Origin of the sequence: Burkholderia plantarii (assembly GCF_001411805.1) — a bacterium.
GTDB lineage: Bacteria > Pseudomonadota > Gammaproteobacteria > Burkholderiales > Burkholderiaceae > Burkholderia > Burkholderia plantarii.
Window position 1 is genome coordinate 2,568,098 of record NZ_CP007213.1, and the last position, 25,180, is coordinate 2,593,277.

Below are 25,180 nucleotides of genomic sequence, written 5' to 3' on the forward strand. Positions count from 1 at the left end.
ATGACGTCATTGCGACAGACAATAATTCCCGCCACGCCATGATGCCGCCCGATTTACCCGATCTGAAGCTGCTACAGCTCTTCGACCTGCTCTACGACACGCGCAGCGTCACGCGCGTCGCGGAGCAACTGGGGCAAAGCCAGCCGACCATCAGCATCTGGCTCGGGCGGCTGCGCGAAACGATGCAGGACCCGCTTTTCGTCCGCACGCCTGGCGGCATGGCGCCGACGCCGCAAGCCGACGCGCTGATCGGGCCTTGCCGCGAAATTCTCGAATCGCTCCGGCGCTTCGTCGCGTGGGAGATCGCTTTTGATCCGGCGACGGCGCAGCGGCGCTTTCGCATCTGCATGACTGACGCGAGCCACATCACGCTGCTGCCGCGCCTGCTCGCGCACGTGCGCGCGCAGGCGCCCGGGATCCGGCTCGAGGCTGCGGGAATCGATGGCAACACGGAGCGCGCGCTGGAGTCGGGCGAAGCCGACCTCGCGATCGGCTATGTGCCGTGGCTCGGCGGCGGCATTTATCAGCAGCAGCTCTATCAGCAGGACTGGGTGTGCTTGACCAACCGGCATCACCCGCGCGTTCGCGGGCGTCTCGGTTTGAAGCAATACCGTTCCGAGGGGCACGTCGCCATCGAATCGGGCACGGGTGCGCAACTGCTCGAACAGGCGCTGGCGCGCGAGCGGATCGAGCGTGACGTCGTGCTGCAACTGCCGGGGTTCCTCGGCCTCGGAACGATCGTCCAGACCACCGATCTGGTCGCGACGTTGCCACGTCACATCGGCGAAACGCTCGCGCAGGCGGGCGATCTCGCCGTTCATTCGTGCCCGGTTCCCGTAGATGGCTTCACCGTGCGACAGCACTGGCATGCGCGATATCACCAGGAGGCGGGGAATCGCTGGCTGCGTGGGGTGGTCGCTCGGTTGTTCGGGGTTTCATCGTAAGAGGCCAGTTCAAAAAGGCGGCTCGATACGCCTGAAGATGTCCCAACAGACGAGCGAGCAACCGAGTTTCAGGAATGCTTCGTGAACGTCAGCCCGTCGCTCGAAGCGAGTGCGTAGGCGGCGAAAACTATGAAGCCAGGCATGAGTGCGTTCGACCACCCAACGATGCTGTCCGCCGCGTCATCTACAGGCCGTGTTGGCGACGCTTGGAGCACCGCGGCACTCGCATGAACCTGCATGCCGCATGCTTTCGCTCGCCGGGGATGGCCGCAACGAGCCGCCGTCGTCGACATAGCAGACCAGGGCTCGCGACGACACCCCGCCCAAACAATCCGAGCCCTCGCAGCCCTGCCATGCAATCTCACTGCGCGGTCTGCAGCGCCGACGCACCGTCCCCCGCCGCGTCCGGATTCGGCACCAGCTGCAGCCGCACGCGCAGCGGCTGCAGCATGCCGGCGGGCGGCGGCGCCAGCCGCACGCCCGTCAGCAGCCGGCGCAGCGAGGCATCGGCCTGCGCGTCGCCGAGCGATTCGAATTCGAGGCGCGTGACCGCACCGTCGTCGCCGATCCAGGCCCGCAACGCCACGGCGGGCAGCGCGGCGGCGGCGTCCGTGCCCGAGGCGGTGCCCACGCGGTCGCCGAGCGTCTGCTCGATGCGCGCGGCGGTGTCGCCACCGGTCGCGAGCGCGGTCTGGAACTGCTGCCCCACCTGCTGCGCATAGCTGACCCACGCGGCCGGCGCCGCCGTCTGCTGCGCGTGAGCCACCACGGGCGCGACCGACGCCAGCAGGCCCGCCACCGCCAGCCATGCCGCAACCGCCATACCGCGGCTCGCCGCGAACCGCGCGCGCTGCCGGCGCCCCGGCACCCCGCGCCGGCCTGATTCGAACTTCATGCGTTTCCTCTCTCCGTTTTGCTTCGCCATCATCGAACCCGGCCTCAGCCGAGATCGAGCGGCACATACATGCGCGTGTCGCCACGCTGGACCAGCAGCGCGACGCTGCCGCGCGAGGCATTGAGGCCGGCCACCAGCGCGCTCACGCTCGCGACCGGCACGCCGTTCACCGACAGCACCACGTCGCCGGCCTTGAGCCCGGCGCGCGCGGCCTCGCCGCTGGTGCTCTCGACCACCAGCCCGGGCGGCCGGGCCGCTGCAGGGGCACCCGGCGCACCCGCAACGCCCGGAGCCGCGGGCGGCCTCAGCACGAGCCCGAGCCGCGCCAGCACCGGCACCTCGGCGGCCGGCGCGGTGCCGCTGTCGAGCGCGCCGACCACCACCGGCAGATGCTGCGCATGGCCGCCGCGCCAGATCAGCAGGTCGGCCTGCCGGCCGGGCCGAATATGCGCGATGGTGCCGAGCAGGTCGGCCGAATCGCCGACCGCGCGCCCGTCCACGGCCAGCACCACGTCGCCTGCCTGCAGCCCGGCGCGCGCGCCGGGGCCGCCCGCCGCCACCACCGTGACGAGCGCGCCGTCGGCGCCGGTCAGGCCGAACGAGCGCGCGAGCGCCTCGTCGAGTTCCTGCAGCGCGACGCCGAGGTGCCCGCGCGTGACCTTGCCGTTGCGCAGCAGCTGGTTCTTCACGTCGAGCGCGATGTCGATCGGAATCGCGAACGCGAGCCCCTGATAGCCGCCCGTCTTCGAGACGATCATCGAATTGATGGCGATCACGCGCCCGCCCAGATCGAACAGCGGGCCGCCGGAATTGCCGGGATTGATCGGCACGTCGGTCTGGATGAACGGGATGTAGCTCTCGCCCGGCAGCGAGCGCGCCTTGGCGCTGACGATGCCCTGCGTGACGGTGTTGGCGAACCCGTAGGGCGAGCCGATCGCCATCACCCAGTCGCCCACCTCGGTGCGCGCCGGGTCGCCGGTGGCCACGCTCGGCAGGTCGTGCGCGTCGATGCGGATCACCGCCACGTCCGAGAGCGGATCGCTGCCCACCACGCGGCCCTTGAACTGGCGCTTGTCGGTCAGCTTGACGTCGACCGTGGCTGCGTCGCCGACCACGTGGCGATTGGTCAGGATGATGCCGTCGGCGTCGACGATGAAGCCCGAGCCGAGGCTCACCTCCTCGCGGTTGCCGATCACGCGCCGCGCGAAGAACGGCGCGAGCGGATTGTCGGGCGAGATGCCGGGCGGCAGCTGGATGCCGACCTGGGTGACCTCGCGCGTGACGCTGATGTTGACGACGGCCGGCCCGTAGCGCCTGGCCATCGCGGCGAAGTTCGGCAGCGCGCCCGGCTGCATCGCACACGCACCGCCCGGAGCGGCCGGCGTCTCGGCCGCGCGGCCGTTGGCGACGAAGCCCGCCGAGGCGAGCCACATCACCGCCAGCACGCGAGCGCCTTGCCGCGCGCAGCTTCCCATGATGCTCTCCGTGATTGGCTCCATGAGTTGCCTCATGCCGCGCCGCATCGCGGCGGCGCTCCGGCCCGCCGCCACCGCCGCCACCGCCGCCATGCCGGCACGCCGCCGCCGCCCGACCGCGCGCTCAGCTGCCATGGCCGGCGAACAGGATCAACGCACGCAGTTCGTCGATGGTGAAGCGCCCGTCGAGCGTGATGGCGCCGCGGCACCAGTCGGGCCGGTCGCGCACGTCGTCCCAGTCGATCCAGCCGCTCGCGCCCCTGAGCAGGCACCGCGCCGCGCGCTGCGCGGCTTCTTCGTCGCTGCCGGGCCGGTGCGCCGGCCCGGTGGTGAGGTTCGCCTGCATCTCGATGCTCCCGCTCGTGAGTGTGCTCTGGATTCGCCGCGAAGGCCGTCGCGCGCGGCGCCGTCAGCGCGGCGGCACGACGATCGGCACGCCCGGGCGCTGCGGCGTGACGGACTTCCCCCAGGTGTTGCCGAACCGGTTGCGTTCGGCCGACAGGTTGAACGTGCCGACCCGGTTCGACGGCTGCGTCGCCAGCTGGCTCGACGCGGGCTGCGAGGCGCCCGCGGCCGGCGCGGCCGGCGGCTGCAGCTGCCGGCTCAGGCAGTCATACGACAGCGCGCGCACGCCGTCCACCTCGGCCTCGACGCAGACGCTGCGCGGATCCTTCGCGCCGGCGTCCTGTCGAGCCTGTTCAGGCTGCACGGCTGGAGCGGCAGGCAGCGGCGTCTGCGCCGGTGCCGCGCCCGCCGCGAGCCAGCCGGCCAGCAGCGCGACGCGCCAGCGCGCCGCCATCGTGTCGTGCCGGTCCGCGCGGCGCATCTCAGACGCCTCCGGCGCGCGCGCCGATGAAGCGCCGGAACACCGCGCGCTCATGATCGACCACGCGCGGCGCGGGCGCCTCGAGCGCCTCGCGCCACGCCTCGCGCATGCCGTCCACGCGATGCCAGCCGCAGACCTGCGCGCCAGTCGGGAACGGCGTCACCACCGGCTCGCGGTAATGCACGAGAAACAGGTTCGGCGCCGGCTCGGCGGTGCGCCAGAGATCGCTCGCGTCACGCACCGACGCCTCGAACCAGAAGCGGCCCCAGCGCGGCTCGCCGTCGGCGGCGGCCGCGCCGCCCGCCTGCGGCACGCGCAGGAAGCCGGCCATCACGAGCAGCACGGCCGGCAGGTCCTCGTCGCGCAGCGCCGGGTACGACCAGAGGTCGAGGACGTCGGCGAGCGCGAGCAGGTTCATGAAGCGCGCGAGCACGAGGCCGGGCCAGACGCGCCGCGCGATCGTGAAGTGGACGTCCCAGTGCTCGAGGAAGCGGCGCCGGTTGCGCCCGGCGATCGCGCGGTCGCCGGGGCCGCGCACGATCAGGTCGTCGGGTTGGTAGCGGCGCGTGGTCAGCGCGCAGCGCGCCGAGTTGCGCGTGCTGCGGTGGCGCGCGCGCCCTTCCATGCCGGGCATCGCTTCGAGCGCGCCGCCGCACAGCGGGCAGCGGGTCGGAAACGTGCCGGCCGGCCCCGGCCACGGATTCGCCGCGCTGCCGCGCTCGCGCGGCGCGGCGGGTGCCTTCGGCGCGCCATCGGCCGCCGGCACGTCACCCGGCGCGAGACGTTGCAGCGTCATGTCGATCCTTATGGCTCTCGTTGTTTTTATTGGGCGGCGGACAGCGCGCGACGCAGCGCATCCTCGTCGATCGGCGCGCTACCGGCGATCTTCGCGATGTAGGCCTGCGCGTTCTGCTGGGTCTGCTGCGCACGCAGCGCCGCGCGGATCTGCTCCTTCACGTCGGCGAGCGGACGCTGCGCGGCGGCACGCACTTCGATCAGCTTCACCACGTGGAAGCCCGTGGCGGTCTGGATCGGGGCCGACACCTGGCCCGGCTTCAGCGCGTCGGCGGCCTGGCGCACCGGCGGCATCAGCAGCGTCTCGGGCACGAAGCCCATGTCGCCGCCGTTGGCGGCGCTCGGCTTGTCCTGCGAGTTGGCCTTGGCGAGCGCCGCGAAATCGCCGTTGCGGGCGCGCATCGCGAGATCGGCCGCCTTCTTGCGCGCGGCGTCGATGGCGGCGGCGTCGGCGTTCGGCGGCGTGGCGATGTAGATCTGCGCGACGTGCAGCGCGCGCGGCGCCATGAAGGCGGCCTGGTTCCTGTCGTAGGCGGCCGAGATGTCGGCATCGGACGGATAGCCGGCGGGCGGCGCGCTGACCGAACCCAGATAGCTGCGCGCGATGATCTCGCGGCGCGCCTGCTCGATGGCCGTCTCCACGTCGGCCTGCTTGTCCCAGCCCTTCGCCCTGGCTTCGGCGAGCACCACCTTCTGCGCGAGCGTCGAACGCACGAGCTGGTCGAGCGCGCCCGGATCGGCGGCGAGCCGCGTGCGGCCTTCGGGGCCGACCGCCTTCAGCATCGGTGCGAGATCGGCCTGCGTGACCGAGGTCTGCGAGGCGCTGACGATCACGTCGCCCTGTGCGAACGCGGCGAGCGGCATGCCCGCGGCGGCGACGCCCAACCAGATGACCAGTTTCTTCATGTCCATGATTCCTGCTTGCGATTGCGTGTTCGTGATTGCGTGTTCGTGGATCACCACGGCCCGTTCGCGGCGCGGCCCCGCTTCAGGCCTCGCCGGCGAACCTCAGCCGCACCACCACCGGTTGCGGCATGCCCCTGGGCGGCACGGCGCCGATCTCGCGCCCGACCAGCGCGGCGGCCAGCGCCGCGTCGATCGCGGCACCGGCGGCGCCGTCAGCCGCGGCGCCCTCCCCGGTTCCGTCCGCCTGATTCCGCGCGTCCGCGTCGGTGCCCTCGTGCTCCGGCCCGGCGGCCACGCGCGCGATGGCGCCCGCCGCGTCGAGCCAGATCCGCAGCCGCAGCACCGGCACGGCGTCGCCGGCCAGCGCGCGCGCGTTTGCATGGCCGTCGATCGCGGCGCGCGAGCGCGCCGCCGCCGCGTCCGGCCCGTCCAGCACCTCGCGCAGGCAGCGCGAGACGCGATGCGCGTAGTCGCGCCAGCGCCCGGGCGCCGCGTCGAACGCCACCGGCTGCGCGGGCTCGTCCGGCCGCCGCCCGCGCGCGAGTTGCGTGACGCGCGCGCCGAGCGAGCCGACCAGCCGCGCGACGGCGCTCATGCGTCGGCGGCCGTTCCGCTGGTCTGCCGCGCGGTTTCGGCGGCCGCGCGGGCCGCCGCTTCCTGCTCGGCCAGCGCGGGCCGGCTGCGCAGATGCAGCAGGAATTCCTGCACGAGGCGGTCCCACAGCTCGATCGTCGAGCGCAGGTGGCGCTCCGACACGCCGCCCGCCACGATCACGTCCATCTCCAGCGCGAGGAACGCGCCGTGGCTCGCGAGCCGCGCGAAGCGCTTGGTGCGGTTCCAGGCGGCCGTCAGTTCGGCCGGCAGCTCGCCCTGCACCTGCAGCACGCAGCTCATCGTGTAGTCGAGGAAACGCGCCTCGGCCGCGCCGCTCTCCGGCGTCGCGCCGACCACCGGGTTGCCGAAGCGCACCGCGAAGCCGACGCCCTGGCTCGCGCTCATCAGTTGCACCGTGCCGTTGTGTTCCGCCGCCGTCACGCGGTAGCCCGCGCGGCGCAGCACCTCGGCCAGTTGCTCGGCGCCGATCGATTCGATCGCCGTGTCGTGCGCCGCGCGCTCCGTCTCGTTGTCTTGATGAATCTCAGCCATGTTTGCCTTTCCTTGGGGCCTGGGTGTTGCCAATCGACGGGCGGCCGCGGCACCGTTGCACGCGCAACGTGGTGCCCCGCCGCCCGCTACCTCTTTCCTCACTTCGCGCCGGAGGCGGCGGCCGGAGCCGCGGCGGCCGGCCGGCGAGCCGGGTCGTACTTGCCGGCGTAGAGCGCATCGCCGTAGCGCTGCCCGATCTCGTCGTACTTCACGCGCGCCGATTCGGCGAACGGCTGGCGCGACGACAGCAGCGTGCCGAAGCCGACGTGCTCGTAGGCATCGAGAATCTCGTGGCCGACGCGATACAGATCGGTATTCTGGGCCTGGCAGGTTTGCAGTTGCGTGTCACGCGACGTGATATCTGCCTGCAATTTGGTGCGTTGCGTCTCGCCGGCATGCACGCTGGCCTCCAGCGCCTCATACGAGGACTTCAGTTTCGCGAGCGCCTGGGTGTCCTGCGCGTGGGCGGCACGCTCCTCGGCGAGCGAGCGCTTCGCGGCGGCCTCGCCGCTCGATTCGCCCTTTGCCGCGGCGAGCTGCGCCCGGGCGTCCTTCAGGTCCGCCAGCGCCTTGTCGCGCGCCTGTTCGGCGGCGGCCTTGTCGGCCGTCAGCTGTGCCTGGCCGTCCTGCAGTTGGTGCAGCTCCTGGGTGGTCAGGCGCAGCTGGCTGCGCAGCTTGTCCTCGATGCCCTGCGCGTCGGCGGCCGGGGCCGCCGCCAGCAGCGCGGCGGCCAGGCCGGCGGCGAGCGCGGCGTGGGCGTGCGCGTGTCGGGGGGATCTCATCCGGGTCTCCGTCAGAAGCGCGCGTTGAGTTCGAGCTGCAGCACGTCGATCGTGACGGGCGGCCCGTACACTTCGCGCGCGCTCAGGTAACGCGCCGACACCCAGGTGTCGCGCGCGACGGCGTAGGCGGCGCCGAGCACGTAACCGCGCGCGTTGGTGCCACCCAGGTGGAAGTCGGGGTCGGTGAACGCGTCGAGCGTCGCGTCCGGCTGCAGGTACTTGTAGCCGACCGAGAAGTTCCACTGGCCCTTGTCATGCGGCTCCGGCTCGCCGAACGTCGCCTTCGCCATGAAGCCGTTCGGACCGCTGTGATAATCACTCTGCGCCGCGTGGATCGAGGTCGACTCGTAGTTGTTGACGGGCAGCGTGGCCGCCGAGAACGCCTTGTTGGAGTTGTAGGCGAGGTTGCGCACGAACTCGCCGTCGAGCCGCAGCTTGTAGCGGTTGGCGATCACCGTGTCCCACTGCGCCTTCAGGTCCAGCAGGCGGTAGTTGTAGGCGAGCCCGAACAGCTGCGGCTCGGGCGTCATGCCCGGCACCTTGGTCGGGTCCTGCACGATGTTGCGCAGCGCCACCAGCGTGTTGCCGCCCTGCACGAAGGCCGGTGCCTCGTTGTCGGTGTTGCAGCTGGTCGTGCCGAGGGAGAGCGCGCATGGCGAGGACAGCGTGCCGCGCATGTTCTGGTAGTCGTAGTAGGCGACCGCGCCCTTCAGGCGGTTCTGCTCGTTGATCTTCCACTCCGCGCCGAACTGCGCGCCCACCATCCACTTGGTGTCGCTGCCGACCTTGTCGGTGCTGTTCGACGGGAAGTTCTCGCTGGTGTACTGGATCGGGAACAGGCCGAAGGTACCGAACAGCGTGACGTTGTCGTTGCCGGGCAGCGCGCGGCGGAAGTTCGCCGCGATGCCGTCCATTTCCAGATCGTCGGCGAACAGCAGGTCCGACTTGAAGAACGGGTTGTCGAACCGGCCCGCCACCACGTTGAGCCACGGCGTGGGCTTGTAGCCGAAGAACGCCTTGTTCAGCCAGATGTTCTTCTTCGCGAAGCCGCCGCCCGCGGTCGCGGTGGTCGACACCGGCCCGTTGTCGTTGCCGCTCGCGAGCTGGATGCCGGCCATGAACTCGTCGGACAGCGTCGCCGTCACGCCGAGCCGCGCGCGGTAGCGCAGCAGGTTGTTGCGGTTCTGCGTGGTGTTCTGGGTCGGCAGCTGCGCCGGGTTGGTGTTCTGGTTGATGTCGAAACCGGTGCCCGACGCGTTGATCGCCTGGAAGTTCGTGACGTTGTTGGTATTGCGGCTGCCGTAGAAGTGATACTCGTCACGCACGCGCAGGTCGCCGTCGAGCTTGATGCGCGAGACCCAGTCCGGGAACGTGTTCGGCTGCGCCCAGTTCTCCTCCCTGGCCTGCGCGATCACCTCCTGCTTGACCTGGTCGCGGATCTGGTCGCGCACGACCTGCGGCACATACGGCACCGCGACGTCGCCCGGGCGCGTCGGCCCGTTGACGACGGTGGCACCCGCCACGCCGGCCACCACCGGGCCGCGCCCGGCCCTGGCCTGCACCGCCTCGGTCCGTGCCTCGCTGATCAGCTCGCTCGCGTTCTGCTGCGTCAGCACCCCGCGCTTCACGAGCAGGTTGATCAGGTTGATCACCACGCTCTCGGTCGGCGCGGCATTGCCGGCCGCCGCCTGGGCCTCCAGCGACTGCGCTCGCGCATCGCCCGCCCCCGCGAACCCGAGCGTCAGCGCGGCCGCGCCGATGCACGACATGCGTACCGGCATCGCCCCCCGCGAACGCCCCCCACCCCGTACCTGCCTGTTTTGAATCATCAAAGTGCTCCGAACACTGACTGTTCCTGTCCGGCAGCGCCCGCGGCGCGGGCCTGCCCTACGTTTTCTTCCGCGCGCGGCTAGGCCGGCTTGCGCCCCTGCAACTTCACCGTGACCGGAAAGCTGGTCGACGGCGGTGGTCCCTGATCCACCTTGCCCAGCTTCTCGACGGCCGCGATCACGGCCGAATCGATCCTCGCGTCGCCGGTCGATTGCGCGATCGTCACCTTCGTGATGCGGCCCGACGGGTCCATCCACAGATGCAGGCTGCCCGCGAACTGCGTGCCGCCCGCGTCCTGCACGCCCTTGTCGGATTCGATCGCGTGCTGCAGCGTGTAGACCATGTACTGCGCGTAGCTGGCGTTGCCGAAACCGTTGCCGGTGCCGTTGCCGCCGCCCATCCCGCTGCCGTCGCCCGCGCCGATGCCGAAGCTGTCGGTGCCGGCCTGCGCCGGCGCGTTCATCGTCATCGGCTTCGGGGTGTTGTCGGACGGCTTGGGCGCCTCGGCCGGCTTCGGCGCGACGGTCGGCTTGTCCACCGGCGTCTTCACCTCCTCCTTCACCTTTTCGGGCGGCGGCTTCTGCGGCGGCGGGGGCGGCGGCGGCGGCAACGGGATCACCGTGGTCACCTGCGGCGCGGCCGCGCGCTTGACGCCGGCCGTGTCGCCGGCGAAATGCCAGACCAGCGCGGCCAGGCCGGCCACCACCAGGGCGATCACCACCGGCTTCACGAAGCGGCGCGGCCCCTTGTCGGGCGGGCCGCCGTTGTAGGTCATCTCCATCGCCGGTCCCTAGCCGCCCTGCTTCGCGCGGCCGGTCACCAGACCGACCTGCGAGAGATCGAGCCGGCGCAGCAGGTCGAGCACGTCCATCACGCGCTGGTACTGCACGGCCGCGTCGCCCTTCAGCACGATCGGGAACTCCGGATTGCCGGCCTTCTCGGTGCGCAGCCGGCTCTCGAGCTCGTCCATCGTGACGGGGTACGCGTCGAGGTAGATCTGCCCCGAGTCGGCCACCGTGATGGCCTTCGTCTTCGGCTTGGCGAGGCTCGCGGACGAGCTCGCCTTCGGCAGATCGACCTTGATGCCCTGCACCGACGCGGTCGTCATGATGATGAAAATGATCAGCAGCACATACGCCAGATCCAGCATCGGCGTGATGTTGATGTCGTCGTAGGGCTTGTCGTCGTCCTGAACCTGCATGCTGTTCTCCCGCGCCGGTCAGTCGGCAAGCACCGCGTGATCCGGCGAGCGATGGGCCTCGGCCAGGCGCGTGACGAATTCGTCGACGAACACCTGCATGTTGGCGGTCACGTTCTTGTTGCGGATCAGCAGGTAGTTGTAGCCGAACAGCGCCGGAATCGCGACGAACAGGCCGGTGACGGTCGCCAGCAGCGCGGCGGCGATGCCCGGCGCGATCGCGTTGACGTTGACGTCGCCGGCCGCGGCGATCGCAGCGAACGTGATCATCACGCCCACCACGGTACCGAGCAGGCCGAGGAACGGGCCGCCCGAGATCGCGATGGTCAGCAGCACCATCGACTTCGACAGGCGCTGGTTCTCGCGCACCAGCGTCGCGTCCATCGAGGCACGGATCGCCTCGATCGATTCGTTGGTGATCACGGTGCGGCCCTGGTCGTTCACGCGGCTGTGGATTTCATGCACGCCGGCGCGGTAGAGGCGGTACAGCGACGACTTGTAGAGGCGCCGGCCTTCGTCGCTCTGCTCGTCGACGTGCGCGAGGCCCACCAGATGGCGGCCGGCCACTTCGCGGAAGCGCTGCACGAAGAACGCGTTCGCGCCGTCCACGGTGCTCACGTAGCGCGCCTTGGCATACATCACCACCCACGAGATCAGCGCCATCACCATCAGGATGCCGATCACGACCCACGCGTCGATCGTCACCGAGTGGACGATCACGCCGAAGTAGCCGAAGCCGAAGCCGGACTGCTTCTCGTCGGCGCCGTAGACGACCAGCTTCGATTCCGAGCCCTGCGAGAGCACGTCGACGCCGATCGCGAGCGGCGAGCGCGCCACGCGCGACAGGCGCAGTTCGTCGAGCGCGCCGCTGTAGGCGGCGAACCCGGCCGGCGCGCCCGGCGCGTCGGCGCCGATCACGGCCGGCGTGTTCAGCGCCGGCAGCGCGCCCGCGACCTGCGCGACCTGCTTGCCGTTCGCGTAGACGGTCAGGTTGTGGCCGTCCCCGGTCACCGCGATGTGGGTCCACTGGTTGGCGACCACCGGCGAGGCGGCCGGCGTGCGAAGCGTGGCGCCGTTGTCGATCTCGGCGAACGGCACGCCGTTGTCGAGGCCGATCAGCAGTGCCTTGGCGCCGTCGCGGCGGCTGTAGAGCAGCACGTTCGGCGCGAGCGCCGAGGGCTTGACCCAGGCGCTGAACGTGAAGCTGCCGCCGGCGGCCAGGTTCAGCGAGGGGCTGGCCGGCAGCGTCAGCGAACTGTTGCCGTCGAAGCCCGCGCCCTTGCCGATGATGCCGTCCTCGACGGTGCGCACCGTCGCGGCCTGCGCGTTGTTCGCGTAGGCGGTGGCGTCCTTCGGCGGCGCGCCCGAAGCACCGTTGAAGTGATAGACGAGCGTGGTGTCGGCATCGAACGTCTCGGCCGGCCTGCCGGCGTCGGGCGCGTTCTTGTTGCCGTAGTACATCCAGATCGACTCGGTCGCGCCGGCCGGCATCTTCGGCACGTCCACCCAGATCAGCGCGACGCCGAGCACCGCGTCGTACTGGTCGATGTGGTAGTTGAGCGGCGTCTTGTCGTCGGACGAGACGAAGCGGATGTCGGCGCCGTTGTCGGCCAGGCCGTCGAACTGGAAATTGCCCGAATGCAGGCGGATCAGCAGCGGCACGCGGCCGGCCGACTCGGTCAGGTTCGCGCCCTTGGGGCTCGCGTCGATCGTGATCGCCTTGCGATACGACCAGTCGTTTTGCCACCACGCATTCGCGATTCCCGGCAGCGCGCCCAGCAGCGCCGCCATCATGAACACCATCACTCGCTTCACGATCCACTCCCCGTTTGCGCCTTCCGACTCTCGGCCCGGCACGATCAAAAAAATTCAGAATCCAGCTTGGTCAGAAACCCAGTCGTACATAGAAATCGAACCGGGGGCTGTACTGCCGCGTGTAGACACCCGCCTTCAACGGCCAGCCGGCCTCGAAATCCGCGCTCGCGTACTTGAACAAGGTCGCGCGCATGCCGAAGCCGACGCTGAGCAGGTTGAAGCTCGAGGTCTGCTCCACCAGCGGGCTCAGCAGCCACAGGTGCGCGGCATCGACGAACGCGTGGAAGCGCAGCTCGTCCACGCGGCTGCCGAGCCGGTTCGCGAGCGACGGGCTGCGCAGTTCGAGCGAGCCGATCACGCCGCTGTCGGCCGTGTCCTCGGCCTGCAGGTAGCCGCGCACGCTGTTCATGCCGCCCGCCGAGAACTGCTCGCTCGAGACCAGCGGCGAGTTCGCGATCTGCGCGCTGACGTGCGCGCTGGCCTGCGTGTCGTTCTTGAAGCGCTGCGTGTGATTGATGTCGAACTTGCCGTAGAGGAAGTCCGGCGTCGCGTTGAAGCGCTTGTTGTCCCAGTCGTTGGCGCTGCTGCCGATGCCGCGGATGTTGGTGACGAGCGCCGCCGAGAACGAGGTCGACGACTGCTTCAGGTTCAGCTGGCTGGTGTACGAGATCGTGACCGGCAGGTACGTGAGCGGCGCCGCCGAGGTCTGCCCGACCAGGTTGACGTCCTCGTCGTAATGCTTGTGGTCGATCTCCACGCTCAGGTTCTGCGAATAGGTGTCCGACGACGGCAGCGCGTAGATCGCGGTGAAGCCGTAGGTGGTGCCCTTGCCGAGCACGTTGCTGCCGCCCACCGACGCGACGTTGCTGTCCGAGTGGACGATCGTGGCGAGAAAGCTCCAGTGCGTGTCCTGGATCGGCGCGAGATACGAGAACGCGTAGACGCGCGCATCGGTCGGATGCTGCGGCGCCACCACGTAGGTGCCCGAGATGATGTGCCCGAGCTGCCAGAGGTTCGTATAGCTGAGCGTGGCCGTGGTGCGCAGCAGCGAGGTGCCGGGGCTGTTGTCGTTGTTCAGTTCGAGCGAGCCGTGCAGCGGGCTGTGATCATCCACCTTCAGGTCGACGTCCACCGTCTGCGGCATCACGCCGGGCTTGAGCACCGGCACCACCTGGCGGTCCGCCGAGCGGTTCAGGTCCGACAGCTGCGCCTGCGCCTCGGTGAAATCGGGCACCTTGCCCTCGGCGAGCGCGGGCACCGCGTCGCGGATGTTCTGCGGCGAGTTGTATTGCGCGCCTTCCACGCGCAGCCGGCCGATCCTCGCCTCGGTCACCTGCAGCAGGATCACGCCGTCCTTCACCTGCTGCTGCGGCAGCTCGACCACGACCGACTGGTAGCCGCGGTCCTGGTACACCTTCTGCAGGGCGTCGCGCGCCGCGTTGACGTCGTCGAGCGTGCGGCCCGGCCCTTCATACGGATACACCGCCTTCTCGATGTCGAGCGGCTGCAGCATGGTGTTGCCGCGCACGATGAACTCGTTGACGTCGAACCTGCGCGGCGCGGCCGGCGCGGCGCCCGCCGGCGCCGGTCTTGCTCCGGCATCGGCGTCCTGCGCCCGGGCGCCGGACGCGAGGCTCAGGCCTCCGACCAGGGCGACGCCGGCCAGGCAACGGCGGCGCACTCGCCTCGGTTCGTGCGGTTGGTGGTCTACTCTCGGCGGCATGCGCCCTTCCCCTTTTTGTCTCGGATCCTGCCAGTCGCGCGGGCTCGTGCGACCCGCGCTATCCAACCCGTGTTGCAGCTTGATGACAAATACTTAGTCATCCCGATCGATCGACGTGCGTCGTGCCCCGTGGCGCACGATCCGTTCAGTCCCGCATCCGTTCCCGTGGCCCGTGCGGCCGCTGCCGCGCGCCGCCCGCGGGCCGCACCGCGCGGGCCTCGAGCGTGAACCGCGGCAGCGCGTCGATACGAACGTCGCGCTCGCTCGCGCAGGTATCGAGCACCAGGTCCGGCGCGCGCGGCGGTTCATACGGCGCTTCGGTCCCGTGAATCCCGGCGGCGCGCCGCGCCGCGTCCGGGCGTGCGGCCCTTTCGGCTCGCGCGCCTCGCACACGCCGAGCGCGGTGTCGACGTACACCTCGCGATACGGCTCGCCGATCACCGCGCGCGGCCGTCCCGGCACCGGCTTCGGTGCGCGCGCCCGCCGTCGGCTCATCGCGATTCGGGCTGCTTATCGGTAAAGACGAAGCGGAAACCGCCAACCCGCAAACTTTCGTCTCCATCTTCGTTCACGACGCCGCGCGCGCCGCGTCCTCGTCGTCCTCGCGCGGCCTCAGCTGCCAGAAGCCGCCGTGCATCGTCACGATCGAGGGCGTGTCGAGCCATTGCTGCGGGCTCAGGATTTCGGCGCGGCGCACCTCCGGCATCACCTGCACGTCGAACACCTCGTCCACGCCGTTGAAGAACTGCAGAATGCCGAGCACCTCGCCGCCGGCCGCGTCGAGCGCCGCCACGCCGGCCACCAGGCCGCCCGCCCGCGCCTCGATCGGCAGGCCCTGCGGCCCGCGCCGCTCGCGCAGTCGCGACAGCCCGACGAACAGCACGCCGCCGTATTCGCAGAGCCCATGGGTAAATCCGGGCAGCGTCGCCAGCACGCGCTGCGCGCCGGTGGCGGGATCGATCTGCAGCACGCGCCCGCGCCCGCCCTCGAGCACGTGCAGGCGGTCGCCGATCACGCGCGGCGAATGCGGCATCGACAGCCCCGAGGCCAGCACGTGCCCCGACGGCACCTCCATCAGGATGCCGCCGTGCGCCATCTGCTCGCGCCAGCCGAACGGCGCGTCGCTGCGCGCGAGCGCCGTGGCGAAGCGAACCTTGCCCTCGTGGAACGCCATGCCGTTCAGGTGGCAGCGGTCGTCCGCCTGCAGCGCCGTGACGAACGGCGGCTGCCAGATCGGCGTGAAGTTGAAGAAACCGTCGATCACGCAGATGCACGAGAACCGCGTGTTGACCGCGAGCACCACCTGCTTGTCGAACACCATGTCGTGCAGGTCGAGGTCGCCCGTGCAGTAGGTCTGGCGCGGCACGAACATCGCGTCGTAGTAATCGGTGCGCGGCGGGTAGTGCGGCGCGAGCGTCGACACGTTGGCGAAGATCATCAGCTCGTTGACCGTCGCCACGGCGAGCCGCTGGTTCGACACCGCCATGCCCATCGAGCGCGGCAGCGGGCAGGCCGACAGCGTCGGCACGCCGTTGTCGACGCCGAGGATCGCCACGCCCGACGGGCGCCGGCTGATCGCGAGCGAACAGCCGAGCCGCGAGAGCACCTCGACGAAACGCCCGGTGTCGCGCAGGTTGATGGTCGGCGCCGCCTCGTCCCGCGCGGCGTCCCGTGCCTCGTCCCCGCCGGCCCCGGCCGGCCGCGCCGTCGCGAGCCCCGGCGCCGCGCCGTCCCGCGTCGCGGCCGGCGATGCCGCGCTACCGATCTGTTCCACTGGCTCCCCATCCATCCGTTGTCGCGCGGCCGGCATGGCATGCGCCGGCTCGCGGTCGATCCGCGCTTCGCCGGCGCGCCGCATCGGCGCGGCCGGACTCGAAGCGGCTCACAGCTACTAGACGGAACGACGCGTGATTTGCCGCAGGCTTTTTTCAGGCGTCGTCGTTTCGTGATGCCCGCGGCGGCATGCGCCCGCCGGACGACGATCGGCCCCGATCGCGCGCATGGCCGCGTGCCGCGCCGCGTTGGCGGCGCATCCGGTCGAGAGAGGAAATGAAGCGGTCGGCGGGGTGGTGCGATCCGCCGTCCACATCGGTGCGGGAGCATCGCGCCGGCCTGGCCCGCCGGTCGCGCATCGCGTCGTCACCGACGTCTGTATTCCTGTTCCGGCCGCCCGTACCCGGCGACGCACCGGCGCGGCGCGAAATCCGCGCGTGCCGCCGCCCTGTCCGTCGCCTGCGCGCCCTCTCTCGCGCGCCCGGCCGCCGTGCGGCCCGCATCCAACGTGAACCGCGCGCCTATCGTCGGACCACAACCGGTCAATTTTTGTGACACCTCGCGCGAATTCGCGACGCGCGGAAACGAAACCCGATTCGACGCCTTCATCGCCACGATGCCGTCGCTCACCCGCGAACGCGCGCGGCCAAACCGGCGCGCCCCGATGACATCGTTTGCAAACCATTTGCGGGTCCGCGCGCGCCGATCCGTCTTGACAATTGACGGTACGAAAAACGGTACCGGGGGGATGCCGGCCCGATGGCATGGCGTTCGCCCACGACCCCCGCCTTCACGAGGCATGGAGAACCCCAACGGTGAGAGCATGTCGATCGCCACGATAGTCCGGCGCTGGCTCGCCGCCCGCCTGGCCGCCGCGCAGACGGCGGGCGTCGCTGCGCGCGGCGGCCGCGCGAGCCGCGGCACGCGCGCGCCGTTCGCCCGGCCGCTGCGCTGGCGCGCGCCGTGGCTGCCGTGGCAACTGCTGTCGTGGCTGCTGACGAGCCTGCTGGCGCCGCCGTTCTGGGCGATCGGCACGCTGCTGCTGATCAATCCGGACAGCGACCAGCCGTTCTTCTGGGCCGCCGCGATGGCGATCGTGCCGGTCGCCAACGGCATCGCGATCGTCGCCACCAACCAGCGGCATCATCAGGCGCCGTTCACGGCGCGCCGCCCGGCGGCCGCGAACCTGTTCGTGATCGGGCTCGCCGTGGCCTGCGGCCTGTTCGCGCTGCTGCTCTGGGCCTCGCATTCGAGCGAGGAACTGATCGGCCTGCTGAGCGTGGCGGCGGACGGCGCCGGCGGCATCGCGTTCGCCGCGCGCATCGTGCTGCTGGTGGGCGGCTTCGGCATCGCCTCGTCGCTGCACGCGAGCCTGCTGCACGCGTGGCTCGCGTTCGATGAATGACATGAAGCGGCGCCATGATGACGGCACGACCCGGGCGCCGTCGCATCACCGGCGCCGCGTCGCGCGTACCGCCCCACGCATCGGCGCGGGCATCCCCGGAGCGAAATCCACCATGCGGGCATCCACCGCCGGCCGCCAGCGCGGCATCGCGATCGTCACGGTGCTGCTGGTCGTCGCGCTCGCGGCGACGCTCGCCGCCGGCATCGTCTGGCGCGAGCAGGTCGCCACGCGCGACGTCGAGAACCAGCGGCTCGCCACGCAGGCGCTATGGGCCGAGCGCGCGGCGGTGGAATGGGCGCGCGCGCAGCTGCACGCGCAGATGCAGACCTCGAACGTCACGTTCCTCGGCCAGCCCTGGTCGGCGCCGGTGGCCGACGTGCAGCTGGCCGACTTCCTGCCGCCCGACGCGCTGGCCGTCAACGCCGATCTCGCGCATGCCTGGATCTCCGGCCACGTCGAGGACGCGCAATCGCGCTTCAACCTCGGCAACCTGGTCTCGCGCCCCGGCGCCGGGCGCCCGTGGCAGGCCAACGGCGAGGGCGTGCTGGCCTACCGGCGGCTGCTCGGCGAGCTCTCGCTCGATCCCGAACTCGCGCAACGCACCGCCGACGCCATGCTGAACTCGCTGCGCCCGACGCCGGGCCCGGGCGGCTGGCCGCTGCAGCTCGTCACCGCCGACGACCTGACGCGCATCCCCGGCTACAGCGCGAAGACGGTCGAGGCGCTGGCGCCCTACGTCACGCTGCTGCCCGACCTGACCACGGTGAACGTGAACACCGCCGCCGAGCCGGTGCTGGTGGCCGCGATCCCGAGCCTGTCGCGCAGCCAGGCGCACCGGCTCGCCGAGCGGCGCAACACCGCCTATTTCGTCAACACGGGCGAGGTGGCGGCCTACCTGCTGCCGGTGCAGACCGGCACGCCGAGCCTGCCCGACGGCTCGCTCGCCGGCGTCGACAGCAGCTTTTTCCTGGCCCACTGCCGGATCCATTCGGCGCGGCTGAACCTGCGCGTCGATACGCTGATCGCGCGCTACGGCACCGGTCTGTTTTCGTGGACCGAGGTGCTCTGGGTCCATCGCGTGACGACCTGAGCGGCCGGACGCGCCATCCCTCAATCCCCCGCGCAAACGACGTCGCGCGCCGGCCATGACGGCCCGGCGCGCGGGAAGCCGCAAGACGGCATGAAACCGGGGAGCCGCTCGCCGGGGTGGCGGACTCGACGAAGCGGATCGAAGCCGGCCGCCCCACCTCGCGCGCCGCGCCGGTTCGCGTCAGTTGAGCGGCGCCTCGCCGAGGCCCGCCGCGGCGCTCACGGCCGGCACGCGCTGCACCGGGCCGCCGCCGTCGAGCGACAGGCGGCTCACGCTGGTCTCGCGCACCTCGCCGAGCAGCCGGTTCCAGTCCTCGATCGACACCAGCAGCGCGATCGGACGGTTGTACTTGGTCACCATCACGAGCGCCTCGCTCGCATGGCGCAGCGCCTTCGACGGATTGCTGCTGAAGTCGCGCGTGGCCATCGCGATGGTGCGCAGGCTGAACACGTTCGAGGTCAGGTCGTCGTTGTCGTCGTGCAGCAGGCGGTCGAGCGTGGCGGCGCGCAGCAGCGTCTGCGACTTGGCCGAGAGCCGGTGCTCGCGGCGCTTGCGCCGTTCGCTGCGCGGATCGACGTGATGCGCGAGCAGCCGCAGCAGCGTGCCGAGCGTGCCGATCGACAGCAGGTCGTAGCGCTGCCACCAGGCCGGCGGCAGCGCGATCATCATGCCGATGTAGGCGCCGCGCACGCCGCCGGCGACATGCGCGGGCAGGCGTTCGGCGTCGCGCGCGTCGAGCGCGAGCTCGCCCGTCACCGCGCTCGCCATCACGCTGAACACGTTGTAGGCGGTCGCCACGATGCCGCGCGCGAGCGGCAGCGCGCGCGCGGCCACGTCGGCGGTCAGCGCGCCGTCGAACACCGGATCGACGCGCAGCGGCAGCGTCTGGCGCCATCGCGCGCGCGCGAGGCGCATCACCCGCGGCGCGTCGATCAGCGAGGCCGGCGCGTTGGTCAGCACGCCGACGCGGTCGCGGCCCGGCTCGTCCGGGCGCCATTCGACGCGGCGGAACACCGTGGCGGCCTCGCCCGGCGCGTCGCCGATCATCGCCACCGGCTGCTCGAACACGCGGCCGCCGTCGAACTCGCCGATCTCGCGCGCCTCGCCGTGCGGATGCCAGACCGGCGCGCAGCCGTGCTCGCGCAGCACGAACACGCCGCTGCCGCGCGGCCAGCCGGCCAGGATCGCGGCGGTGCTGAAGCGGCCGTCGATCACCCACAGCTCGCCGGGCTGCACCGATTCGAGCAGCGAGCCGACGAACGCGCGCTCATGGACGCGACCGCGCTCGTAGGGCACCAGATCCACCACCATGCCGTGCTCGGGATCGTAGACCGGCAGCAGGCCCGGCGGCAGGCCGCCGGTCTCGTCGGGATCGAACACCACGCAGCCGTCCGGCCCCGGCGTGCAGGCGAGCCCCGACGGCAGCGCGCCGCCGTCGAGCACGCGCACCCGCAGGCCGCCGGCCGCGTCGGCCCAGTCGTTGGCGCGGCGCGTGGCGAGCGGCAGCAGCAGCGCCGTGCCGTCCTTCACGAGCGCGCGGCCCCAGCCGGCGCGCAGCCGGCTCATGCGGTCGTGCAGCGCGGTCACGGCCGGCGCGAAGCCGGCGCCCATCACGGCGCCGGTCGCGGCCCCCGTCGATGCGCCGGGGCGCAGGGCCTCGCCGATCGCCACCACCGCGTCGGCCACGCAGGCGATCAGCGCCTCGCGCAGCGGCTCGCGGTCCGCGTCGTCATCGATTTCGGCGGCCTCGAGCCACTGGTCGTCGATCGCGCACTGCATCACGAGCCGCGCCATGATCGCCATCGGGCTGTGCTCGACAAAGCGTTCCAACACCGTGCGTATCACCTGGTCACCTCTGGGTTGAAGGGGGTTGGGGCGCCGCGCGGCGCGGAACCTCCGGCGCGCGCGGGCCGTCGAACTTGACGCGCCGCAATTGGCGCATGAGCATCGGGTGCATCGCGACGGTTCGCGACGCCGCGCGGCACCGCACACCGATGGCGCACGAGGCCCCCGCATGTACGTAGACCCCCGCGTGGCCCACGGCCGCGCACGATTCGACCTGAGTGGTTCGCCGCGACTCGTCGCGGAGGCGCGGCGCTGGGAGATCAGCGACGTGATCACGCGCGCGCTCGACACCTTCGCCGGCGAGCGCAACCGCCGCAACCTGATGCGCCTGCTGTCCCGCCAGATCGCGCCGCGTCTCGCGCGGCTCGGGCTCGAACCCTACGTCGGCCCGCTCGGCGGCCGCGAGGGCCTGTTCGTCAATTTCGCGACGATGAGCGCCGAGCACGGCCTGCGCGAGTTCGAGCTGCACCTGACGGTGCCCGACCTGGTGCTGCGCAGTTTCGCGACCACCGCGATCCGGCCGCACGCGGTCGCGCGCTGCATGCAGCGCAACGGCGCGATGGCGTTGACGGAGATCGAGCACGAGACGCGCATCGCGTTCGTGCTGGCCCGCGTGATCCGCGGGCTGGCGCGCGCCGAGCACTGGCGGCAGCTGGCCGTGCCGACCCCGCGCGGCCTGTTCGTCGGCGCGCTGACCGATCACGACGACGTCGGCCTCGCCACCTACTTCCGGCCCGGCGACAACGACCGGCCGTCGCGCTGGCAGGCCTTCGCCGCGCTGTTCGCGGCCATGCCCGAGTGGCTGCCCGGGCAGGTCCGCACCGGCGGCGATTTGATGCATTGGATGATCGACCATATCGTGGCGCTGCAGGCGTCTGCTCCGTTCGTCGAACGTTTTCCGTTTCTGCTCGAACCGTATCGCAGCGTCGACGACCCGCTCGACGCCACCTGGGCCGCCGCGCGCGCTCACGCCCGCGACGACGGCCCGGTGCCGAACTGACCGCATCGATGTCACGTTGTCCCCCGATGTCGTCGGCCACTGCCACGCGCGACGATCCGGCTGCCGCCCTCGACCGGGCATCCGTTCGCCGCTGCACGGCCCTCGTTTACTAGGTCGCCGCGGGCTCGCCTAACCCGCAGATTTTCTTTTCCACCTCGCCCGGGCCGGCCGCGATCGGCCGCCGCGGCACGATTCTTTCCGTGACGGGTAGGCAGGTACGATGTCGTATGCCACAATCGCCTCCGTATCAACGAACGGATCCCTGCGATGACGCCGAACTCCCTCCGCCTGACCGCTCCGGTTGTTACCGATAGCGACTCGATCCGGTTCTCCGCCTATGCGCCCGGCTGGGGCTACACCGCCTACGCGCTGTCGGCCGAAACGCTGCGCCAGCGCCTCGGCGCCGCCGATGCCAGCCCGCAGCAACTGCTGCTCGCGTTCGAACTGGGCAAGCAGCGCCTGATGCGCGCGATCGAGCAGCGCATCACCAACGCGTCGCATGGCGAACGCGTCACGCTCACGCCCGACGATCTGCGCTGAATCCCCCCGCGCGGGCCGCCGCCAACGCGTCGGCCCGCCAGTCGCCCCCTCCCCCTTCATCCCGATCCACGCGCGGCGCCGGCCGTCGCGCCGCGGCTTGCCCGGTGCGGCGCGCTCGGTGCAGATGGCTCAGTGCAGATCGTTCACGCCGAGCATCCGCAACGCCGCCCACAACCACAGCACGTCATGCATCGCATCCGCGTGCGCGACGCTCTGCGCGCACCAGCGCTCGCACGCGGCGAACCCTCGCTCGGCGCCGTCGTCCACGCGCAGCCACAGCAGCCAGCGAATCGCGCCCTCCTGAATGACCTCCTCGGTCATCGGCACCGCGCCGTCCCGCCCCTCAGCCTCCGACACGCTCGTCATGCTGCCGTCCCTCGCAGTTCAATCTCCGCCGTCTCGTCCGCCCGCCGTCGTTCCGGCGCGCGCGGCCTCCCCTCCCGCACCGGATGCAGCGGTACGTCGCCGGGCCGCGAATCCACGGCCGCGCGACGGCGCCTCTCATGGACATAGTCGCTTCAAGGTGCATCGAACCCGCAGCGCGAAAGTGCGAAAAGCCCGGTAAAACCGATGAAGCTGCATCGCGAACCGGATTGCCGGGCAGGCGGAAACGAGATGGAGAACGAAACATCGCGGCGCGCGCCGCCGGCTGCGGGCGAAGGAAGGGACGCGAAGATTCAGGCGGGCGCGAGCACCGCCTGATGGCGTGGCGAGTCGCGAACCAGAGGCAACGGGAATACGGAATGCACCGGACCGACGGCGACTGAAACGGCGGCGCGGTGCTTCAGGTCACCAGCACGATGTTGCCGGGCAGCCGCGTGATGTGCGCGCCGTAGAGCCGCCCGAGCAGGTCGATCACGCTGTCGACGCGCGCGATCGGAAACTGCGCCTGCATGCGGTTCTCGCCGAGCGAGGCGTTGCGCAGGATCACCTTGCCGGGCCGGTAGCGGTTGATCTGCTCGACCACGTCGGACAGCGGCACGTCGTTGAACACCAGCACGCCGCGCCGCCACGCCGTGACCGGCCCGGTGTCGACGCGCGTGACCGGATCGACGCGCCGGTCGTCGTAGACCACCTGCTCGGCCGCGACGAGCGTGCGCCGCCCGCCCGGATGGTCGAGCGTGAGGCTGCCCGACATGCAGGTCACGCAGACCTGCCCGTCCATGCGGCGCACGTTGAAGCGCGCCACCGCGGCGTCGATGCGGCCGCGCCCGGCCACCACGGTCACCGGCCGCACCGGATCGGCGCGACCCGGCACCGGCGCGGCGGCGTCGATCTCGGTCTCGCCGGCGACGAGCTCGAAGCCCTGCGCATCCTGCGAGCCGATCATGTCGAGCCGGGTCTGGGTGTTCATCTCCACCGTCACGCGCGAGGACAGCACGATCTGCCGCTGCTCGCCGGTGCCGGTGCGATAGTTGGCGGCCAGGTCGCCGAGCGACGGCCACAGCCCGAGCGGCGGCCGGACCGCCAGCCATGACGCGCCCGCCGCCACCGCGAAGCCGATGAACGCGCGCCGCCCGGTGCGCATCGCGCGCTCGCGCTTCGCGACGCCGGTCCAGGCCACGCCGCCCGCGCGTTCGTCGCGTGCCAACTCGCCGGCCGCGGTACGCAGCAGGCTCCAGGTTTCGCGCAGGCGCCCGGCGCGGGCCGGGTGCTCGGCGCACCAGCGTTCGAACGCGTCGACGTCGGCCGGCCCCGCTTCGCCGGAGCGCAGCCGCAGCAGCCACGCGCTGGCGGTATCGTGCGCGTCGTCGGCGGGGTCGAGCTCGGCATTCGTCATCGTCGGGTTGCTCAAATCAAAATTTGCGGGGTCCGCCACGCGAACCCGGATACGTATCGTCGTCTTCCTGCATGCGCTGCAGGCAATGCTTCATGGCGGCGCTCAGCTCGCTCTCGACGAGGCGCAGCGAAATGCCGAACTGCTCCGCGATCTCGCGGTTGAGCAGGCCGTCCACGCGCGCGGCCACCAGGATCGCGCGGCGCCGCGGCGTGAGCCCCTGCAGCACGTCCTTGAGCGCGTCCACCTTGCGGCGCGCGGCCACGATCCGCTCGGGATCGGCCAGTTCGTCGGGCAACTCGAGCACGGCCTCGATGTCGTCCTCGTGCAGATGGCGCCGTTCGCGGCGATGCTGGTCGATCGCGACGTTGCTCGCCATGCCGAGAATATACGCGTCGGCGTTGCCGATCTGGGTCGAGACGTTGGCGTTCTCGAGCCGCAGCCACGTCTCGTGCAGCGCGTCGGCGGCGTTGTCCTTCGAGCCGGTCGCGCGCTCGAGGCGCCGCACGAGGTGCAAATAGCGCGACGCGATGAGTTTCCTCAGGCCCGCGCGGGAAGTATCGGACATGGCCGCTCAGTTCCCGCCCGCCGCCGACGGGCAGCGGAAATGGACGCCGTTGCCGGTCGGGCGCAGCAGGATCGTCACCGGCTGCGGCAGGCCTGCCGGCGGTGCGGTGTCGAGCTGCAACGCGCGCAGCGCACGCAGGATCGCCGCGTCTCGCACGGCCTGACCGCTCGATGTCACCTTGTTCACCGCCACGACTGCCCCCTTTTCATCCATGCGCAGCTGCGCCACGAATCGATAGCTGCCCGGCACGGCGGCCGGCTGCGCGCAAAGCGCCTCGATCATGCGTTCCTGCAGCGTTCCGGCGAACGCGCGGCGCTCGGCGGATCCCTCGATGCCGTCGACCGGCAGCGCGCCGTCGGATCCGTTGTCCGTCGGCGTCGCGGCCAGCCCCCTCGATGCCGGATCGGCGACGATGATCGCTTCGTCCGGCTGCGTGAAATCGGCCCGCAGACCGGTTCCGACCAGCACGCGCCGCAGCGCGTCGCGCGGCGCGTAATCTCCCTCCAGCGGCGCGCTCATGCGGCCTTCCAGCAGCGGCGCCGGTGCCAGCACCACCAGCTCCGTGACGCGGGCGAAGCTCTGCAGCGCACGGGCGAGCGGCTGGGCCGGCAGGTCGAAGCGCGCGGTGCCGGCCGCGGGCGGCCCGGCGTCGGACGGCGCCGACACCGTCTGCGCCGCCGCGCGGCACGCCGGCCACGCCAGCAGCCACAGGCAGGCGAGCAGCGCGAACAAGCCGGCAGGCGGCCGAAAACGTGTCATGAAACCCCGGCCGGATGAGGCATGGCGCGGCCGCCGCCATGCCGCGAGAACGCGGATCGGCCTCGCGTCGATCGAACGACCGATTGTG

The 25,180-nt window shown here is 71.2% G+C and carries 27 protein-coding genes and 1 pseudogene; 6 read left to right on the forward strand and 22 right to left on the reverse strand.

Annotation, left to right across the window (positions count from 1 at the left end):
- Positions 1–38: 38 nt before the first annotated feature.
- Positions 39–944: a LysR family transcriptional regulator gene (locus bpln_RS27635; RefSeq protein ID WP_042628356.1), complete on the forward strand. Its 906-nt coding sequence runs from the start codon at positions 39–41 to the stop codon at positions 942–944.
- Positions 945–953: 9 nt separating this feature from the next.
- Here bpln_RS27635 and bpln_RS34630 read toward each other — a convergent pair.
- The 17 genes and pseudogenes from bpln_RS34630 to bpln_RS27715 form a co-directional block, all read right to left on the reverse strand.
- Positions 954–1,118 (reverse strand): annotated as a pseudogene (locus bpln_RS34630) (transposase); the annotation flags it as partial.
- Positions 1,119–1,305: 187 nt separating this feature from the next.
- Positions 1,306–1,839 (reverse strand): YbaB/EbfC family DNA-binding protein, encoded by a 534-nt coding sequence (locus bpln_RS27640; RefSeq protein WP_123863805.1) that lies wholly within the window; start codon positions 1,837–1,839, stop codon positions 1,306–1,308.
- Positions 1,840–1,883: 44 nt separating this feature from the next.
- Positions 1,884–3,338 carry a Do family serine endopeptidase gene (locus bpln_RS27645; protein WP_244132115.1) on the reverse strand — a complete coding sequence of 485 codons (1,455 nt, stop codon included), beginning with the start codon at positions 3,336–3,338 and terminating at the stop codon, positions 1,884–1,886.
- Between the two features lie 100 nt (positions 3,339–3,438).
- Entirely contained in the window at positions 3,439–3,660 is a 222-nt protein-coding gene (locus bpln_RS27650) for a hypothetical protein (protein WP_055140598.1), read from the reverse strand.
- Positions 3,661–3,723: 63 nt separating this feature from the next.
- Positions 3,724–4,140, reverse strand: a complete 417-nt coding sequence (locus bpln_RS27655; RefSeq protein ID WP_244132114.1) for a hypothetical protein — start codon at positions 4,138–4,140, stop codon at positions 3,724–3,726.
- A 1-nt stretch (position 4,141) separates the two neighbouring features.
- Positions 4,142–4,936, reverse strand: coding sequence for a hypothetical protein (locus bpln_RS27660; protein WP_244132113.1), 795 nt, complete (start codon positions 4,934–4,936; stop codon positions 4,142–4,144).
- A 26-nt stretch (positions 4,937–4,962) separates the two neighbouring features.
- Positions 4,963–5,841, reverse strand: a complete 879-nt coding sequence (locus bpln_RS27665; RefSeq protein ID WP_244132112.1) for a peptidylprolyl isomerase — start codon at positions 5,839–5,841, stop codon at positions 4,963–4,965.
- Between the two features lie 82 nt (positions 5,842–5,923).
- Positions 5,924–6,436 (reverse strand): hypothetical protein, encoded by a 513-nt coding sequence (locus bpln_RS27670; RefSeq protein ID WP_055140600.1) that lies wholly within the window; start codon positions 6,434–6,436, stop codon positions 5,924–5,926.
- The gene (locus bpln_RS27675) at positions 6,433–6,987 is read right to left on the reverse strand and encodes a YbjN domain-containing protein (RefSeq protein ID WP_055140601.1); all 555 of its coding nucleotides are present in this window, start codon (positions 6,985–6,987) and stop codon (positions 6,433–6,435) included. The genes bpln_RS27670 and bpln_RS27675 overlap by 4 nt, the downstream gene beginning before the upstream one ends.
- 98 nt (positions 6,988–7,085) lie before the next feature.
- Positions 7,086–7,769, reverse strand: a complete 684-nt coding sequence (locus tag bpln_RS27680) for a hypothetical protein (protein ID WP_055140602.1) — start codon at positions 7,767–7,769, stop codon at positions 7,086–7,088.
- Between the two features lie 11 nt (positions 7,770–7,780).
- The gene (locus bpln_RS27685; RefSeq protein ID WP_063891342.1) at positions 7,781–9,550 is read right to left on the reverse strand and encodes a putative porin; all 1,770 of its coding nucleotides are present in this window, start codon (positions 9,548–9,550) and stop codon (positions 7,781–7,783) included.
- A gap of 128 nt (positions 9,551–9,678) precedes the next feature.
- A complete protein-coding gene (locus bpln_RS27690; protein WP_063891374.1) occupies positions 9,679–10,374 on the reverse strand; it encodes an energy transducer TonB family protein in 696 nt (231 codons plus the stop codon).
- 15 nt (positions 10,375–10,389) lie between these two features.
- Entirely contained in the window at positions 10,390–10,800 is a 411-nt protein-coding gene (locus tag bpln_RS27695) for an ExbD/TolR family protein (protein ID WP_042628363.1), read from the reverse strand.
- A gap of 18 nt (positions 10,801–10,818) precedes the next feature.
- Positions 10,819–12,612, reverse strand: a complete 1,794-nt coding sequence (locus bpln_RS27700; RefSeq protein WP_420807368.1) for a DUF2341 domain-containing protein — start codon at positions 12,610–12,612, stop codon at positions 10,819–10,821.
- A gap of 70 nt (positions 12,613–12,682) precedes the next feature.
- Positions 12,683–14,335: a ShlB/FhaC/HecB family hemolysin secretion/activation protein gene (locus bpln_RS27705; RefSeq protein WP_055140606.1), complete on the reverse strand. Its 1,653-nt coding sequence runs from the start codon at positions 14,333–14,335 to the stop codon at positions 12,683–12,685.
- Positions 14,336–14,428: 93 nt separating this feature from the next.
- On the reverse strand, positions 14,429–14,830 hold the full coding sequence (locus tag bpln_RS38500) for an adenylyl-sulfate kinase (RefSeq protein ID WP_209444933.1): 402 nt from the start codon (positions 14,828–14,830) through the stop codon (positions 14,429–14,431).
- A 73-nt stretch (positions 14,831–14,903) separates the two neighbouring features.
- Positions 14,904–16,109 (reverse strand): TIGR03032 family protein, encoded by a 1,206-nt coding sequence (locus bpln_RS27715; protein WP_244132111.1) that lies wholly within the window; start codon positions 16,107–16,109, stop codon positions 14,904–14,906.
- Positions 16,110–16,907: 798 nt separating this feature from the next.
- On the opposite strand from bpln_RS27715, the gene bpln_RS27720 reads away from it, so the two are divergent.
- Both bpln_RS27720 and gspK read left to right on the forward strand, forming a co-directional pair.
- A complete protein-coding gene (locus bpln_RS27720) occupies positions 16,908–17,513 on the forward strand; it encodes a hypothetical protein (RefSeq protein WP_244132110.1) in 606 nt (201 codons plus the stop codon).
- Between the two features lie 112 nt (positions 17,514–17,625).
- Positions 17,626–18,603: a type II secretion system minor pseudopilin GspK gene (gspK, locus tag bpln_RS27725; protein WP_055141249.1), complete on the forward strand. Its 978-nt coding sequence runs from the start codon at positions 17,626–17,628 to the stop codon at positions 18,601–18,603.
- Positions 18,604–18,783: 180 nt separating this feature from the next.
- On the opposite strand, the gene bpln_RS27730 is transcribed toward gspK, so the two are convergent.
- Positions 18,784–20,436 carry a type II toxin-antitoxin system Phd/YefM family antitoxin gene (locus bpln_RS27730; protein WP_148654204.1) on the reverse strand — a complete coding sequence of 551 codons (1,653 nt, stop codon included), beginning with the start codon at positions 20,434–20,436 and terminating at the stop codon, positions 18,784–18,786.
- A gap of 181 nt (positions 20,437–20,617) precedes the next feature.
- Between bpln_RS27730 and bpln_RS27735 the strand changes: the two genes are divergently transcribed.
- Both bpln_RS27735 and bpln_RS27740 read left to right on the forward strand, forming a co-directional pair.
- Positions 20,618–21,448 carry a hypothetical protein gene (locus tag bpln_RS27735; RefSeq protein ID WP_055140609.1) on the forward strand — a complete coding sequence of 277 codons (831 nt, stop codon included), beginning with the start codon at positions 20,618–20,620 and terminating at the stop codon, positions 21,446–21,448.
- A gap of 267 nt (positions 21,449–21,715) precedes the next feature.
- Positions 21,716–21,988, forward strand: a complete 273-nt coding sequence (locus tag bpln_RS27740) for a DUF1488 family protein (RefSeq protein ID WP_042628367.1) — start codon at positions 21,716–21,718, stop codon at positions 21,986–21,988.
- 129 nt (positions 21,989–22,117) lie between these two features.
- Here bpln_RS27740 and bpln_RS27745 read toward each other — a convergent pair whose 3' ends face one another.
- A complete protein-coding gene (locus bpln_RS27745) occupies positions 22,118–22,354 on the reverse strand; it encodes a FecR/PupR family sigma factor regulator (RefSeq protein ID WP_042628368.1) in 237 nt (78 codons plus the stop codon).
- Between the two features lie 204 nt (positions 22,355–22,558).
- Here bpln_RS27745 and bpln_RS38220 point away from each other — a divergent pair, with 204 nt between their 5' ends.
- On the forward strand, positions 22,559–22,690 hold the full coding sequence (locus tag bpln_RS38220) for a hypothetical protein (protein ID WP_275472437.1): 132 nt from the start codon (positions 22,559–22,561) through the stop codon (positions 22,688–22,690).
- Positions 22,691–22,772: 82 nt separating this feature from the next.
- Here the strand turns inward: bpln_RS38220 and bpln_RS27750 are convergent, their stop codons facing one another.
- From bpln_RS27750 to bpln_RS27760, 3 genes are read right to left on the reverse strand one after another with little or no spacing between them, the layout of a single operon-like run.
- Positions 22,773–23,768: a FecR family protein gene (locus bpln_RS27750; protein ID WP_055141250.1), complete on the reverse strand. Its 996-nt coding sequence runs from the start codon at positions 23,766–23,768 to the stop codon at positions 22,773–22,775.
- 16 nt (positions 23,769–23,784) lie between these two features.
- Positions 23,785–24,333, reverse strand: a complete 549-nt coding sequence (locus bpln_RS27755) for an RNA polymerase sigma factor (RefSeq protein WP_042628369.1) — start codon at positions 24,331–24,333, stop codon at positions 23,785–23,787.
- A gap of 6 nt (positions 24,334–24,339) precedes the next feature.
- On the reverse strand, positions 24,340–25,092 hold the full coding sequence (locus bpln_RS27760) for a TonB C-terminal domain-containing protein (protein ID WP_055140610.1): 753 nt from the start codon (positions 25,090–25,092) through the stop codon (positions 24,340–24,342).
- Positions 25,093–25,180: the final 88 nt, after the last annotated feature.